Annotated in this window: 13 protein-coding genes; 1 reads left to right on the top strand and 12 read right to left on the bottom strand. The window is 46.4% G+C overall.

Annotated elements, in window-relative coordinates; translation table 11 throughout:
• Positions 1-6 precede the first annotated feature (6 nt).
• The 12 genes from QUB66_RS01390 to QUB66_RS01335 all read right to left on the bottom strand — a co-directional run bounded on the left by QUB66_RS01390 (position 7) and on the right by QUB66_RS01335 (position 13,379).
• Complete coding sequence (locus QUB66_RS01390) at positions 7-1,470, bottom strand: AtzE family amidohydrolase (protein ID WP_332970483.1); 1,464 nt, start codon at positions 1,468-1,470, stop codon at positions 7-9.
• A 13-nt stretch (positions 1,471-1,483) separates the two neighbouring features.
• Positions 1,484-1,660 carry a DUF4089 domain-containing protein gene (locus tag QUB66_RS01385; protein ID WP_332970491.1) on the bottom strand — a complete coding sequence of 59 codons (177 nt, stop codon included), beginning with the start codon at positions 1,658-1,660 and terminating at the stop codon, positions 1,484-1,486.
• Positions 1,661-1,779: 119 nt separating this feature from the next.
• A complete protein-coding gene (locus QUB66_RS01380; protein ID WP_332970482.1) occupies positions 1,780-2,232 on the bottom strand; it encodes a KGK domain-containing protein in 453 nt (150 codons plus the stop codon).
• Between the two features lie 96 nt (positions 2,233-2,328).
• Positions 2,329-2,781 carry a hypothetical protein gene (locus QUB66_RS01375; protein WP_332970481.1) on the bottom strand — a complete coding sequence of 151 codons (453 nt, stop codon included), beginning with the start codon at positions 2,779-2,781 and terminating at the stop codon, positions 2,329-2,331.
• 40 nt (positions 2,782-2,821) lie between these two features.
• Positions 2,822-3,313: an ureidoglycolate lyase gene (locus tag QUB66_RS01370; RefSeq protein ID WP_332970480.1), complete on the bottom strand. Its 492-nt coding sequence runs from the start codon at positions 3,311-3,313 to the stop codon at positions 2,822-2,824.
• A 217-nt stretch (positions 3,314-3,530) separates the two neighbouring features.
• A complete protein-coding gene (locus QUB66_RS01365) occupies positions 3,531-5,048 on the bottom strand; it encodes a cobyrinate a,c-diamide synthase (RefSeq protein WP_332970479.1) in 1,518 nt (505 codons plus the stop codon).
• A gap of 381 nt (positions 5,049-5,429) precedes the next feature.
• A complete protein-coding gene (gene opcA, locus QUB66_RS01360; protein ID WP_265238694.1) occupies positions 5,430-6,794 on the bottom strand; it encodes a glucose-6-phosphate dehydrogenase assembly protein OpcA in 1,365 nt (454 codons plus the stop codon).
• Positions 6,795-7,298: 504 nt separating this feature from the next.
• Positions 7,299-8,828 (bottom strand): glucose-6-phosphate dehydrogenase, encoded by a 1,530-nt coding sequence (gene zwf, locus QUB66_RS01355; RefSeq protein ID WP_265238692.1) that lies wholly within the window; start codon positions 8,826-8,828, stop codon positions 7,299-7,301.
• Positions 8,829-8,831: 3 nt separating this feature from the next.
• Positions 8,832-9,662, bottom strand: a complete 831-nt coding sequence (locus QUB66_RS01350) for a hypothetical protein (RefSeq protein ID WP_332970477.1) — start codon at positions 9,660-9,662, stop codon at positions 8,832-8,834.
• 471 nt (positions 9,663-10,133) lie between these two features.
• Positions 10,134-11,285: a transaldolase gene (gene tal, locus QUB66_RS01345; RefSeq protein WP_265238688.1), complete on the bottom strand. Its 1,152-nt coding sequence runs from the start codon at positions 11,283-11,285 to the stop codon at positions 10,134-10,136.
• Positions 11,286-11,488: 203 nt separating this feature from the next.
• Complete coding sequence (gene fbp, locus QUB66_RS01340; RefSeq protein ID WP_265238686.1) at positions 11,489-12,562, bottom strand: class 1 fructose-bisphosphatase; 1,074 nt, start codon at positions 12,560-12,562, stop codon at positions 11,489-11,491.
• Positions 12,563-12,989: 427 nt separating this feature from the next.
• Positions 12,990-13,379 (bottom strand): transposase, encoded by a 390-nt coding sequence (locus QUB66_RS01335; protein ID WP_332971191.1) that lies wholly within the window; start codon positions 13,377-13,379, stop codon positions 12,990-12,992.
• Between QUB66_RS01335 and QUB66_RS01330 the strand changes: the two genes are divergently transcribed.
• Positions 13,379-13,575: hypothetical protein (locus QUB66_RS01330; protein ID WP_332971189.1), on the top strand; the 197-nt coding region annotated here is incomplete at its 3' end. The genes QUB66_RS01335 and QUB66_RS01330 overlap by 1 nt on opposite strands.

Below are 13,575 nucleotides of genomic sequence, written 5' to 3'. Positions count from 1 at the left end.
ATAGCACTAAATTGATTCGGCAGATATAATGCCTTGCGATTCTAGTACCGCAGCGACTCGGAGAATCACCGCTTCGCTGTAGGGGGCACCGATAATTTGTACCCCCAAGGGCAAAGCGCCGGGCCGCTGTACGGGCACGCAAAGAACGGGTAAGCCTATAAATGATAAGGGTTGGGTGAACAGTCCTAGATTGGGACGCACTAATATTTCTTGTCCGGCGATGACCATTTTCTCGACACCAATTTCAGGAGCGGCGATCGGGGTTGCGGGTGCGAGAATGATATCTGTATGTTGGAATATGGCGCGAATTCGATCGCGATACCACTGTCTAAATCTCTGCGCTTGCACGTACCACGTCCCAGGAATCAGGGTTCCAGCCAAAAAACGATCGCGCGTGGCCGGATCAAAGTCTTGAGGGCGCGATCGCAAATTCTCTAAATGCAAGTTTCCACCCTCGCAAGCCGTAATTATAAACGCTGCCGCCCTCGCGCGATCGGATTCCGGTATGCTGACAGTTGCAAGCCCTCCAATTTTTGGGGGGTTTGTTGTTGTTTTTTCTGCTTTCATACCACATTTTAAGGCATTTGTCAAGGCCTTAGCAACTATTTCTACAGCATCCAAAGCTTCCGGTTCGGCCCCTGTCGCGAAATACCCATCAGCAACCGCAATTCGCAATCCTTGAATTCCTATATCTAACTGTGGCGAACAAAGTTCTGGCGGGCGCTGGGTGCAAACAGGATCGCGATCGTCCGGGCCTTGTAGGATATCGTACAGTAGCGCCATGTCTCGGAGCGATCGCCCAAACGGCCCCACACAATCCAAACTACTCGAAAACAAATAAGTGCCAGCCCTTGATAAACGGCCGTAAGTAGGCTTAAACCCAAACACACCGCACAAAGCAGCGGGGACGCGGATGGAACCATTAGTATCAGAACCGAGGCTGAAAGGTACTAAACCGGCGGCGACTGCTGCTGCGGAACCCCCACTAGAACCGCCGGCGATGCGCGCAGTATCGCGGGGATTGCGAGTCGCGCCGTAGTGACTGTTTTCGGTAACAAAACCGTAGGCGTACTCATCCATGTTGAGCGTACCTACAAGGATTGCACCAGCTTGTTTGAGTCGGGCGACCGCGGCCGCGTCCTGAGTAGCGGGAGGGTTGTCAGCGTTGATTTTTGACCCGGCTAGGGTCGTAATTCCACCGACATCGAACAAATTTTTGACTGCGAAGGGAACGCCTGCTAAGGGGCCTGGGTTTTCGTGGCGTGCGATCGCATTATCTATCTTTTCGGCTGCTGCGATCGCACTTTCTGCGGTAATTGCCGTAAAGCAATTGAGTGTTTTACCTCGATCGGCAATTCGTTCTAAAGCAGCATTCACAACCGCTGTCGCTGTAATTTTACCACTTTTAACCGCCGATGCTGTGGCGACTGCATCCGCTTTTGCTAAAAATTGGGCTTCATCTGCGTTCATCTGCGGTTAAAAATCAAGGTTGAAACACTGGTGCAGCTTCGATTTCTGGGGGTAAAGGAAATTCTGTAACGAGTTGGGCGATCGCAGCTATCCTCTCGAAGTTTACCACAACACCAGGCCGATGTTCGGGTTTGATGGGTAAGTTTATCATTTCGGATGTGCGATCGACATATTCTTCTATATTTACCATGAGTCCCTCCCAAAAAACATCAGCGTACATCCGCGTACATCCGCCCTCATCTGCGGTTAAAAATCTAAGCTTCAGATATAAGTGCGATCGATTATTGTATTGTAATCGCGATCGGGCAGTCAGTTATTATTGCTCAGTTTTTTGTATTCCTCGGATTGTCTGATATCATCTAAAGGTGATGTTTGCTTTGCTGGTTCATCAGGACAAAACTTTATACATACCTGAGTTTTCCCAGACTGAAAATTTTCATTGACTTTTATTTGAAGCCTTCCTTTTTGCCAACCCTTATAACCAATTTTGAGAACTTGACAATCTATTCCTTCTTGAGGGGAGTTCCAGTTTACATCTCCTGCATTAATTATTATTTCTTCGTTGATCCGTAGCTCTTTCATCCAATTAATTATTGATTTCCCCCGAGATTCCCTTATTGCAATAAGATCGAGTATCTCAATAAACTGGCTAGTGACTAGCTCTTCAAACCTGCGTACCAGAAAAGTAGCTTTATCGAATAACAAAACATCATCGCCGTCTAGTATCTCATAGTTATTATTGGATTCAAGTTTTTTGTTCATTTTTTAAACAAATTTCTGCTGCTTCCTATCTGATACCATTTAAAGGTATGTGAGTCAAGCCAAAAAGACTAAATTTACCTGCACTCTTTGCCCAACTCAAACACTGACAGTTTCCCGCAACTTCTCAACAGCGACATCCAGCGGAGGCAAATCAAAATCTTCAGCATCCATTAATTCCTTAACCTTATCAAAAATCTCAACCTCTGCCTCTTCCTGATCCGTCAGCTTATCATAAAAATAAGGATCAGTCAACCACTCTTCAAACGCTATCATTAACAATCCATTGGGCGAAAGTTCAAACCGCCAATACTTAGAAACTCTGCTGTCAACCACTTCAAACATCGGTGCAGGATTATGGATGGGATAATAGCTGTAATTACCATCGCAGATATAATACCAAACAGTTCCTTTCCATTCTCGGATAGCATAAACAACATATTCCTTGTCTATTGTTAGTGGTAACTCGACTTTTGGAGTGTAGCCGCGTGGCGGATCTATATAATTTTCAGGGAGACATTCACCCGTTTTAGCAATGCAACGAATTTTCATAACTTGATTACCTAAAGATTTTTAGGTGCTGTTTTGGGATTTAGACAATCTCAAATTCCAGATTGTAATGCTTCACAAAATCAAAACTAAAATGATCGACCACATTAGTATCGCTCAATTCCAGATTATAAAAATCCACAAAATCCGCATCAAAATAAGGCCCAGCGTGCCAAGTTCCCACATCTAACTTAATAAAACAACTACCCGGAATCCGAAAAGCAACAATATCCTCCAAACTCGGTTTATCGCTATCCCCAGGAGGCGCAACAGCCATCAACCAACTCTTCCCATCCAGCGCGCCCAAACACTGAGTACATTCAACGTGCCGAGTAATTTTACCAAACTTGCGACCGTTCTCATGCAACCGCATAATGTAAAATCTAGGCATACCATTGCTTAAATTTAACCGAGCATCCTCATCATCAAAAAACTTACCATCAAAACTCGCAGAAATAACTTGACCATAACTCCGAAAATTCTCCGATGTTATCCATTGTGCCGACAATTGCTTAACCGAAACTAATGTAGTCATAAATCCCAACATCTCATCAAAAGCATAATACAAATACCCCTCTATATCCCCTCTCTGCGCCCTCTGCGCCCTCTGTGGTTAAAAATCTAATTCGCCTTCTCGCCCAAAATAGCATTACAATCCCAACATCACCTCGCTCATCCCATCAAAAGCATAATACAAATACCCCTCTATATCCCCTCTCTGCGCCCTCTGCGCCCTCTGTGGTTAAAAAAATCTAATTCACCTTCTCGCCCAAAATAGCATTACAATCAAACTCAGCACACCGCTGCAAAAACCGAGCCGGAATATCAGGCCTCGCCCCCCAATGCAAATGCAAATAAGAAGCATGAACTTGATAAACCCCCCAACCCTCACCAACCTGCTCAACTTCCCCCCGCTTGCCGTACCTCCAACTGTGATAAACTGGATTAGTCGGTTCTACAGTTAAGTGCGATCGATGAAACTCATGTCCCCAAACCACATCCCCTACAACTAACGCCGAACTATCCCTCACGGCCACAGTTTCTCGGTATCCAAGCGTCAACCGCTTTCCCATCGCAGCAGCAGCAGGCAAAACACCCACCCCTTGCCAAGAATTCCCATCGAAGCCTACAATAGAATCGCACAAATACATCAAACCGCCACACTCCGCATAAGTCGGCATTCCCGCAAAAATCGCACTTCTGACAGCATCCCGAATTAAAACATTATTGCTCAATTCCTCAGCAAACACTTCGGGAAAACCGCCACCAAAATACAACCCTTGCACGTTGTCAGGAAAAACCGAGTCATCCAACGGACTCCAAAAGACCAATTCGGCACCCAATTCTGCCAATAAATCAAGATTGTCCTGATAGTAAAAATTAAAAGCCCGATCGCGCGCAACCGCAATCCTCACTCCAAATTGTTTTCCCAAACAGTTGACAACATCATCTTTTTTAGTTATAATATCGTAAGGGAGACTGTATCTACCCGAAAGTTGCTCAGACCCCTCACCCCCCCCGATAGGAGTCGCAGCCAACAAAGGCAAAAGTTGCTCCCAGTCAAAACTAACAGCAGCCAAATCCGCCAATTTATCGATCGCAGCCCGAAGATTCGGCAACTCCTCAGCCGGAATCAGGCCTAAATGGCGATCGGGAATAGTAACAGCCTCATCCCTACGCAAAACCCCTAAAATCGGTAAATTGAGCGGTTTTAGAGCATCTGTAAGCAACTCCAAATGTCGATCGCTAGCCACCCGATTCAACACCAAGCCAGCGAAATTAAGATTTGGGTTAAAAGAACGAAAACCGTGGGCGATCGCAGCCACAGAACCAGACAGCCGGCTGCAATCTATCACAAACAATACCGGCAAATTCAGCAAACAAGCAACATGAGCCGTAGAAGCAAAAGAAATAGCATATTTTTGTTCTTCTTCCATCTTCCCTCTTCCTTCTTCCTTCTTCCCTCTTCCTTCTTCCTTCTTTTGAGACACCCCATCAAATAAACCCATTACCCCTTCAACCAAAGCGCAATCGACATCTTGAACGTGACGGAAAAAACACTGTTGCACATAAGATTCAGACGTTAAAACCGGGTCTAAATTTCGACAAGGGCGGCCAGTCACAAAAGCATGAAACATCGGATCGATGTAGTCCGGGCCCACCTTAAAAGATTGCACATTCAAGCCGCGGCGGATTAAATAAGCTAAAATGGCGATCGTAACAGTAGTCTTTCCCACACCGCTGCGTTCGCCAGCAATTACTAAACTCATAGTTCTACTTAGTTACAATAAATAATAGATAAGATTGCTAAAATCACTTTTCAATCATAAAATTATCTGCGTTTATCTGTGTTAATCTGCCTTGCATCTGCGGTTTCTGTATCAATCAAAGATTTATGCAATCTTTCCTCATAAAAATAGACAGTTGATAAAGTTATGAGTATTGCTCTCGAACCGCTCAAATAATAACTATTTAACGAACCGCGAAGACGCGAAGAGCGCGTTCGGCGAAGCCGTTCCCGTTCCCCGCAGGGGTTCCCGAAGGGTAGGGTAGGAAGAAAAGAGAAGAATAAAAGTAGGGCAGACATTGCCTACCCCACTGAATATTAACTCAATCCCTCTTCCTTCTTCCTTCTTCCTTCTTCCTTCTCTTTACCGCTTAGCCAATTTCAGCATCCGGGCCGTCACCGCCAAACTTTCCTGATAAAGCACATCCCGGCCCCAACTCTTCAAGTGCTGGCCGAGCAACTGTTCCGTCACCTGGTCAAACAGAGGAGTCACTTGGTTAAATCGAGCGGTCTGAGCACCACCTTTCGTTTCCATCCGCATACAGCCGCCGGTTTCGGAACACAGAACCGTACCGCAGTCAGCGTTTTCGTTCGTAGAATTCAGACGCAGAGCAATCAAATCGCCGGGTACATCGCCTGTATCAGCAGTTGGAATCGCCGCTAACTCAGCTTCTACAACACGTTCGTCGGCACCCGCAAATTTAATTCGCTTGATTTGATAGTCGCCCTCTTCCTGTTTGAAAGCAACCGGACGCCACCCAAGCCGGCTCGCCAGCCAGCCCAAATACATCAGTGCTTGACTAGAATTGCCCTTTTCATAATCGATTGTCACTCGATCGATCTCTTGAATTGCCGCCCGACGTTCCGGCGGATCGAAAGCCTCCGCAGCCAATTCCTGCCACGCCGCCAGCCTGCGCCAATTCAGATCGGCGATCGGAATTCCTTCCTCTATTAAACTTTGCATCAACAGCAACTCTGCCTCCTCCTCAGCAAAGCTGCTAGAGTCGATAATCACAGAACTGCTAGTTTCCGCCAGCCGCTGGAACAAACCTCGATCGGCATCGGGATGAGCTTTCCACCACAGCAGCGTCGGCAAATCCGAGATCGTCAGCGCCGTCACGATCGCGCTCACCCGTTCCAGAGCAGCTTCCGTACCCCGGAGCGTAATATACTCGCAGCAGATCAGATTGCCGCTGTCGCGCTTGTGAACCGGACAATAAGCAGCTACTTGAGCCTGCACGCCCGTGTCTTCCCCCGCCGTCGGACACAGAGCAATAATCCGGCAGGGATTCGCAGCTACGATCGCGTCCGCAACCCCCGAACCCGCCGAACCCAAGCCAGTCGAACCCAAAAGCTCTCCCTTGGCATTTTTGTGAGCCACTTCTTCCCGCAAAGTCGCCAGCAATTCAGCGCTAGGCTTGCCAGTTCTCGGCATTCCGTAAGATTTTTGAGCAGCCCTGATGCTAGATGCCGTCATCGGCCCGCTAATACCGTCAATCGGCCCTTCGTAAAATCCTAGATCCGCTAATAAATGCTGAGTTTCTTCCGGTTCGTAGACTACAAAAGTAAAAGTTGTTGCCCTAGTCGCGATCGGAAAATCGCCCTTTGACCCAGCTTCTTTGTAACTTTCCCAGATTTGACTCAGTTCTGCCTCTATTTGGTCGATCGACACATCTTTAGGATTTTGCAGCGAAACCAAAGGCGGAGCTTTCATCGGTGTCATCGTCATAAATTTTGTCTCCTTTCTTATTAGTCATTGGTCATTGGTCATTAGTCATTGGTCATTGGTCATTGGTCATTAGTCATTGGTCATTGGTCATTGGTCATTGGTCATTAGTCATTGGTCATTGGTCATTAGTCATTAATCATTGGTCATTAGTCATTGGTCATCTTGCCCGATCGCGAAGCCGAAGGGTGGTCATTGGTCATTAGACAAGATTGCAAAAATCTTCTAGTCATAGAGCAACCGCAGATATCGGGCAGATAAACACCGATTGACGCAGATGGTTTCAGGGTATTTTCGGATTTTTGCAAGAGATCTATTAGTTAGTAATTGATTCTAAATCACCAATTACTAACTAATGACTACTGACTGCTGACTAATGACTCTTTACTCCTAGCTAATGACTGCTGACTGCTGACTAATGACTCTTACTCTTTACTTCTAGCTAATGACAACTGACAACTGACAACTGACCAATGACTAATGACTGCTGACTAATGACTCTTACTCTTAAAGTCGTCGCCACTTGCGGCCGTCTCTGTTAATTAGCAGTTCTGCCTCCGTCGGTTCCCAAGTACCCGCTTCGTATTTAGGCACCAAACCTTGATCGTTGGACGATTCCCAAGCCATCAGCGCCGGAGTTACCACCCGCCAAGCTTCTTCTACTTCATCAGAACGAGTAAACAAAGTTTGGTCGCCCAGCATACAATCAATCAAAAGGCGATCGTAAGCATCCGAAGATGTCACCCCAAAGGAAGAACCGTAACTGAAATCCATATCCACAGTCCGCGTCCGCAAATCCGGCCCCGGCATTTTCGCCTCAAACCTCAGCGAAATTCCCTCGTTGGGATGCACCCGCATCGTCAAAACGTTAGGAGCAGTTTGTTGGGCGGCAGACTGAAAAATTAACAGTGGCACTTCCCGAAACTGAATCGCAATTTCGCTAACTTTTTTCGGCAACCGCTTACCGGTACGCAGGTAGAAAGGCACTCCCTGCCAGCGCCAGTTGTCAATCATAAACTTCATCGCCACAAAAGTCGGCGTTGTCGAATTGGGAGCAACCCCCGGTTCTTCGTGATATCCGGGAACTGGTTTGCCTTTCATCCACCCTGCGGAATATTGACCGCGAATCGCCGAAAACTCCAAGTTATTCAAATCTGCCAAGCGAGTTGCTTGCAGAACTTTCATTTTTTCGGTGCGGATGCTGTCAGCATCGAGGGAGTTCGGCGGTTCCATCGCCGTCAAACAGAAAATCTGCATCAAGTGGTTTTGCAGCATATCCCGCAACGCCCCAGAGGATTCGTAGTAACCCGCCCGGTCTTCTACGCCCACTGTTTCTGCAACGGTAATTTGTACGTGATCGACAAATTGCCGGTTCCACAGGGGTTCAAAAATCGCGTTGGCAAACCGGAACACCATTAAATTCTGAACCGTTTCTTTACCCAAATAGTGGTCGATCCGGTAAACTTGCTGTTCTTGGCAAACCTTCTGCACCACACGGTTGAGAGCTTTTGCCGAACTCAAGTCGCGGCCGAAGGGTTTTTCAATTACCAAGCGGTGTTTTACTGGATCGGCCAGCATTTGAGCCTCCCCCAGTTGTCGAATTGCTTCTGGGAAAAAGTTCGGGGAAACCGACAGATAAAATATATGATTGCCGCGAGTTTTCCTTTCTTCGTCGAGTTCCGCTAAGAAAGTTTTGAGTTTTTGATAGCTTTCGGGGTTGTCAATGTCGCCCGGACAGTAGTACAAACCTTTAGCGAAATCTTGCCACAATTCCTCATCGCCAATACCGCCACCAAATTCTTCAATGCCTTCGCGCATTTGCTCTCGGAAGTAATCGTGACTCCAAGGGCGGCGGGCTACTCCCACGACGGTAGTTTCCGGTGGTAAACGTCGATCGCGCTTCATCTGATAAATTGCTGGTACCAGTTTGCGCTGGGTGAGATCCCCAGAAGCTCCGAAGATTACCAGAATTTGTGGTTCCGGCACCCGTTCTTTTCGCAAACCGACCCGCAGTGGATTTTCAAGTATCGCTACCATTATTTACTTTCCTTGTTCTAGTGCTGTTAATCTTGCCAATACCGCGTGATAGTTTGCCGTCATTTCTGCTAATTGCTGAGTCAGAGAGTTAATCTGCCCTTCATATTCGGCTTTGACTTCCGCCCGGATTTCCTCTCTGAGTTCCGCTATAACTTCCGCCCGAATTTTAACCCTTTCAGTAGCCAGTCGGACTTCCCAATCTCGATCGCGTTGTCGTAGTTCAGCTTTTAGTTGCCTGTTTTCGGCTCGCAATTGCTCCAACTCTAAAGCCACCGCAGCAGCACGCCTATCCCTTTCTTTGTTTTGATCTCGGATTTGCTGTCTGAGGCGCTGATTGTCCGATCGCAATTTCTCCAATTCTGAAGCACTATCCTTGGGAGTTTGATCGCTTCCTAGAGATGGAAATCGCTGTTCCACCAAACGTTTAACGGCTGCACCAGTTGGCATACCATTGGGCGATGATTCTACCGCCTCTTGCCAGATTTGGATTTGTAATTCTGGCGGGAGTCCCGCCAAGGGACGCACTTGATTTTCTTTTGTTGGAATTTTGAGCGCAATTGCGCTCAAATTTTCTATAACCCGGGCCGCACCAATAAACTGATCGGCTGTCCGTCTGGCTATCGCCCACCTTTCCCGGCAATAACCCTCAAAACTTTTGTGGGTTTCCCTGTAGAGTTTGAGTTCGCGAATCTCGTCAAGGGCTTTCCCCACTTCATAAAATATCTGAAGTCCATTTTCTACAATGGATTCCAGTTCTTGAAGTCGCGCCCGTTCAGCGACATCAAGTTGGTCTGTTCCATACTCACTCTCTATTAGCGTATTGGTAGTCTGCATATGCCTCAGCGGTTGGAGATGAAGAATTCGAGTTGTATCTCTGGCTAAATTCCAGATCAAGGACAGAAAAGATTTTTCCTAGAGAGGATTTAAATCTCAGCAGTCAGGAGGTAAAATGATTATCTATTCTGACTCCTAAATGCTTCTGCCTTTCAGGATACAGATATGTCTCTAGGAGACTGGTGACAATTTTTGCACCTTCTCTTCCAAGGAATCCATCAGGATTGGAGTTGGCTGACAAATTTTGCGCTCCCCTCACAGTCATACCTCAGCGGTTGCAGATGGAAAATTCGAGTTATATATCTGTCGAGATTCCTGCTATAGGACAGAAAGATTTTTCTTTCGGGGAAAAATGAGCGCAATTGCGCTCATTTTTCCTAGAGAGGATTTAAATCTCAGCAGTTAGAAGGCAAAATGATTATCTATTCAAACTCCTGAGAGTTTCTGCCCTCACCGATACAAACCCGCTCACTACACGGGTGCGAGCTTCTTCACTTTCTCTTCCAAGGAATCCATCAGGGATTGGAAGGGGCTGACAAATTTCTCGATCCCGTCCAGGAGCAAGTCTGCCATCACTTCGTCCAAGTTGATGTCGATGTCGCGATCTTTGAGACTTTCGAGCAGGGTGTAAGCTTCTTCAACATTGTTCTCAATCCTGGGCGCGACATCGCAGTGATCGAAACAAGCTTCCACAGTGTTCGGTGGCAAAGTGTTAACCGTGTCGGGGCCGATTAATTCATCGACATACATCACATCGCTGTAGTTGGGGTTTTTGGTGCTGGTGGAAGCCCACAGCAAGCGCTGGACTTTGGCTCCTTTGGCTGCTAAAGCTTGCCAACGATCGCTCGCGACGATCTCCTTATACTTCTGGTAAGCTACCTTCGCATTGGCGATCGCCACTTTCCCCTTCACCGCTTCCAGTTTGGCTTTGGTGGAAATATCGGTAACGTTTTTGAGTTTCTCGTCAATCTTGCCATCAATGTTACTGTCGATCCGGCTCAAGAAGAAACTGGCAACAGAAGCAACATTGCTCACATCCAAACCTTTAGCCGCCCGCGCTTCCAAACCGCGAATGTAAGCCCAGAAGGTTTCGACGTAGCTGTCAACCGAGAACAGCAAAGTCACGTTAACATTAATCCCTTCGCTGATGACTCGCTCCACTGCCGGCAACCCTTCAGCGGTTCCGGGAATCTTGATCATCACGTTTTGTTTGCCGAGGGCTTTGTAATAGCGCATGGCTTCGCTAATCGTGCTTTTTGTGTCATTGGCGATCGTCGGTGGCACTTCAATACTGATGTAACCGTCCAAACCCTTCGACTCTGCGTAAACTGGGGCGAAGATGTCGCAAGCGTTGCGGATATCTTCAAATACCAGAGATTCGTAAATCTCCATCACAGATTTGCCCGCCCGGATGCCCGCTTCGATATCCGCGTCGTAAATTACATTACCCGCGATCGCTTTCTCGAAAATCGCCGGATTAGATGTAATCCCGCGCAGTCCCCGACTTTCAATCATCTGTTTGAGTTCGCCGGACTCGATCAGATCGCGAGTCAAATTGTCCATCCAGATACTTTGGCCAATTTCTTTGATTTCTAACAGGTGATTCGTTGTTGTTTTCGTCATTACTTTCGCTCCTACTATTTGATATTTGATTGAGACAACCGCAGATTAAAGGCAGATAAGTAGTGGAACACAATTAATTACACAAAATTTTGGCTACAAGCCTTCCTCCGTAAAGAAGCTGTATGTAATTAATTCTGTGCGATTACTTAAACACAGATAAACGCAGATAATTGGACGATCCGGCGACTGAAAGCAATGCAAGTCTATGATTCGACTGTGCGAGAATTGCGCGATCGATCTTGAATAAAAGACTCGACCATCGCGACATTTTCTTTACTGCCGATAATCAAGGGCGATCGCTCGTGCAGTTTGGTCGGCACTACGTCTAAGATGTCTTGAGTGCCGGTACTGGCGCGCCCGCCGGCTTGCTCGATCAAAAACGCCAAAGGAGCCGATTCGTAGAGCAAACGCAATTTGCCTTCGGGTTGTTTCACCGTTCCGGGGTACAAAAACACGCCTCCCTGGAATAAAATCCGGTGGAAATCTCCCACCAAAGCCCCGCCGTAGCGGGCGGTATAACCTTCGCTGCGGTGCACGTAGCGAATGTAGTCCCTCAAAGATTCCTTCCACTGCCAGAAGTTGCCTTCATTAACGCTGTAAATCGGGCCGCGTGAGGGAACTTGTATATTTTCGGTGGCTAGAATAAACTCGCCCAAACTGGGGTCGAGGGTAAAGGAATGAACGCCCTGCCCGATCGAATAAACCAGTATGGTACTGGGGCCGTAGAGTACGTAGCCGGCGCCGATTTGTTTGTGTCCGTGTTGCAGCAAGTCGGAGGCAGAACCGTCTGCATCGTCCCCCTCTTGCTTGCGGATGCTGAATATTGAGCCGACATCGAGATTGATGTCAAGATTGGAAGAACCATCTATGGGGTCGTAGAGCAGACTGTAGCGTCCGATCGGACAGTTTTCAGGAATGTAATAGGGTTTTTCCATTTCCTCGGAAGCCAAGCGACAGACAAGTCCGCTTTGCTGGAATACCGAGATAAACACTTCATTAGCATAGACATCCATCTTTTTGACGGATTCTCCCTGCACGTTCACAGCCCCTGTAAACCCTAAAGTATCTGCCATTAACCCGGCTCTGCTGAGTCGGCGCGCGATCAGCTTAGCAGCCAAGCCGACGCGATTCATCAGAGCGCTGAGATCCTGAGCATCTGCTGAAAAGCTCTTGAGTTGCTGGAGTACGTGACGGGATAGAGTTGTGCAATCGCGGTCTAAGGATTGTACCTGTTCGGTCTGGCCGATACGGGTTTCCCCTGTTGGCGCGTTTACCATGATTTTGATGTCCTCCCTGTCTTGTGGCTCGCTCGTTTGGGATTTTTCAGGTGCTTCACACTTGCTCCTGAATCGGCTTTTAGGTCGATCGTCCCTAACTTCTATCTTAGGAAGGGTTTTGCGAAAGGGGGTGGAACTTTACGGGAATTTTAGATCCGCTCTGAAAAACTTACCCAAAACCCAATAAATCTGGACAAACCACACCTTGAAAAGTTTTGGAGTGGCAAAAAAAAGTTTCTGACCGAAAGACGAGCCCGCCGGGCCCCTGGCTTTAGACCTACCGTGTACACACAAGTCGAGTTGGAAATCAAATGACGGAAAGTCATGGAAATTTATTTTTTAAATCCTTGATTTTTCGTTAACTCTTATCAATAAACTAAAACTATTGATCAATAAATAAATCGTCTAAAAACCGGCTCTTCCGTACTTATTGTGCTAATTTTTCAGGAAAATGCCAAAAAAGTAATGCCCGTATTTCAAAACTTCTTAAATTTCTAAATCCAAAGCCACACCTTTTTAATAGCTTTAATTTAGTATTAATTCCCTCTACTATCCCATTAGTTGTTCTTTCTTCAAAATACCCCACAATCTCTCCAAACCATCTTTTGATTGTTTCTACACTCTTTTTATAGTATGGTTGTGCCTTTTTTAACCAATCTGTTAATTCTAATATCCCGTTAGCAAAATTATTATTTTCAAATAAAGAGTGAAGCTCTTCTTTTAAAGTGTGCATAGCTCCTACTCTTTGTGAAGCATCTTTTACTTGTTTTAATTTTATTTCTTGTTCGCTAGATAAGTCACTTTCTGCTTTTAACAATGTATATTTACTTCCTTTTAAACTATCCAATAATTTTGCTCTTTCTTTCGCTTTTAGCGATGATGCTGCCTTTTTTTGCTCAATTCTCGCCTAATTTAATTCCTCATGAATCATTTTTGGGTAGTGATAAATATGTAGTGATTAGATATTCATTGGCTCAAAACATAGTTGTAATGATGGATAAAATACCAAATAG

Origin of the sequence: Microcoleus sp. A2-C3 (assembly GCF_036706065.1) — a bacterium.
GTDB lineage: Bacteria > Cyanobacteriota > Cyanobacteriia > Cyanobacteriales > Microcoleaceae > Microcoleus.
This window is presented reverse-complemented; position numbering and strand designations above follow the sequence as displayed.

Coding starts and splice junctions, on each gene's coding strand:
- QUB66_RS01350 (WP_332970477.1), bottom strand. CDS start 9,662: ATGCAGACTACCAATACGCTAATAGAGAGTGAGTATGGAACAGACCAA.
- QUB66_RS01375 (WP_332970481.1), bottom strand. CDS start 2,781: ATGAAAATTCGTTGCATTGCTAAAACGGGTGAATGTCTCCCTGAAAAT.
- tal (WP_265238688.1), bottom strand. CDS start 11,285: ATGACGAAAACAACAACGAATCACCTGTTAGAAATCAAAGAAATTGGC.
- QUB66_RS01365 (WP_332970479.1), bottom strand. CDS start 5,048: ATGAGTTTAGTAATTGCTGGCGAACGCAGCGGTGTGGGAAAGACTACT.
- opcA (WP_265238694.1), bottom strand. CDS start 6,794: ATGACGATGACACCGATGAAAGCTCCGCCTTTGGTTTCGCTGCAAAAT.
- zwf (WP_265238692.1), bottom strand. CDS start 8,828: ATGGTAGCGATACTTGAAAATCCACTGCGGGTCGGTTTGCGAAAAGAA.
- QUB66_RS01390 (WP_332970483.1), bottom strand. CDS start 1,470: ATGAACGCAGATGAAGCCCAATTTTTAGCAAAAGCGGATGCAGTCGCC.
- QUB66_RS01370 (WP_332970480.1), bottom strand. CDS start 3,313: ATGACTACATTAGTTTCGGTTAAGCAATTGTCGGCACAATGGATAACA.
- QUB66_RS01385 (WP_332970491.1), bottom strand. CDS start 1,660: ATGGTAAATATAGAAGAATATGTCGATCGCACATCCGAAATGATAAAC.
- fbp (WP_265238686.1), bottom strand. CDS start 12,562: ATGGTAAACGCGCCAACAGGGGAAACCCGTATCGGCCAGACCGAACAG.
- QUB66_RS01380 (WP_332970482.1), bottom strand. CDS start 2,232: ATGAACAAAAAACTTGAATCCAATAATAACTATGAGATACTAGACGGC.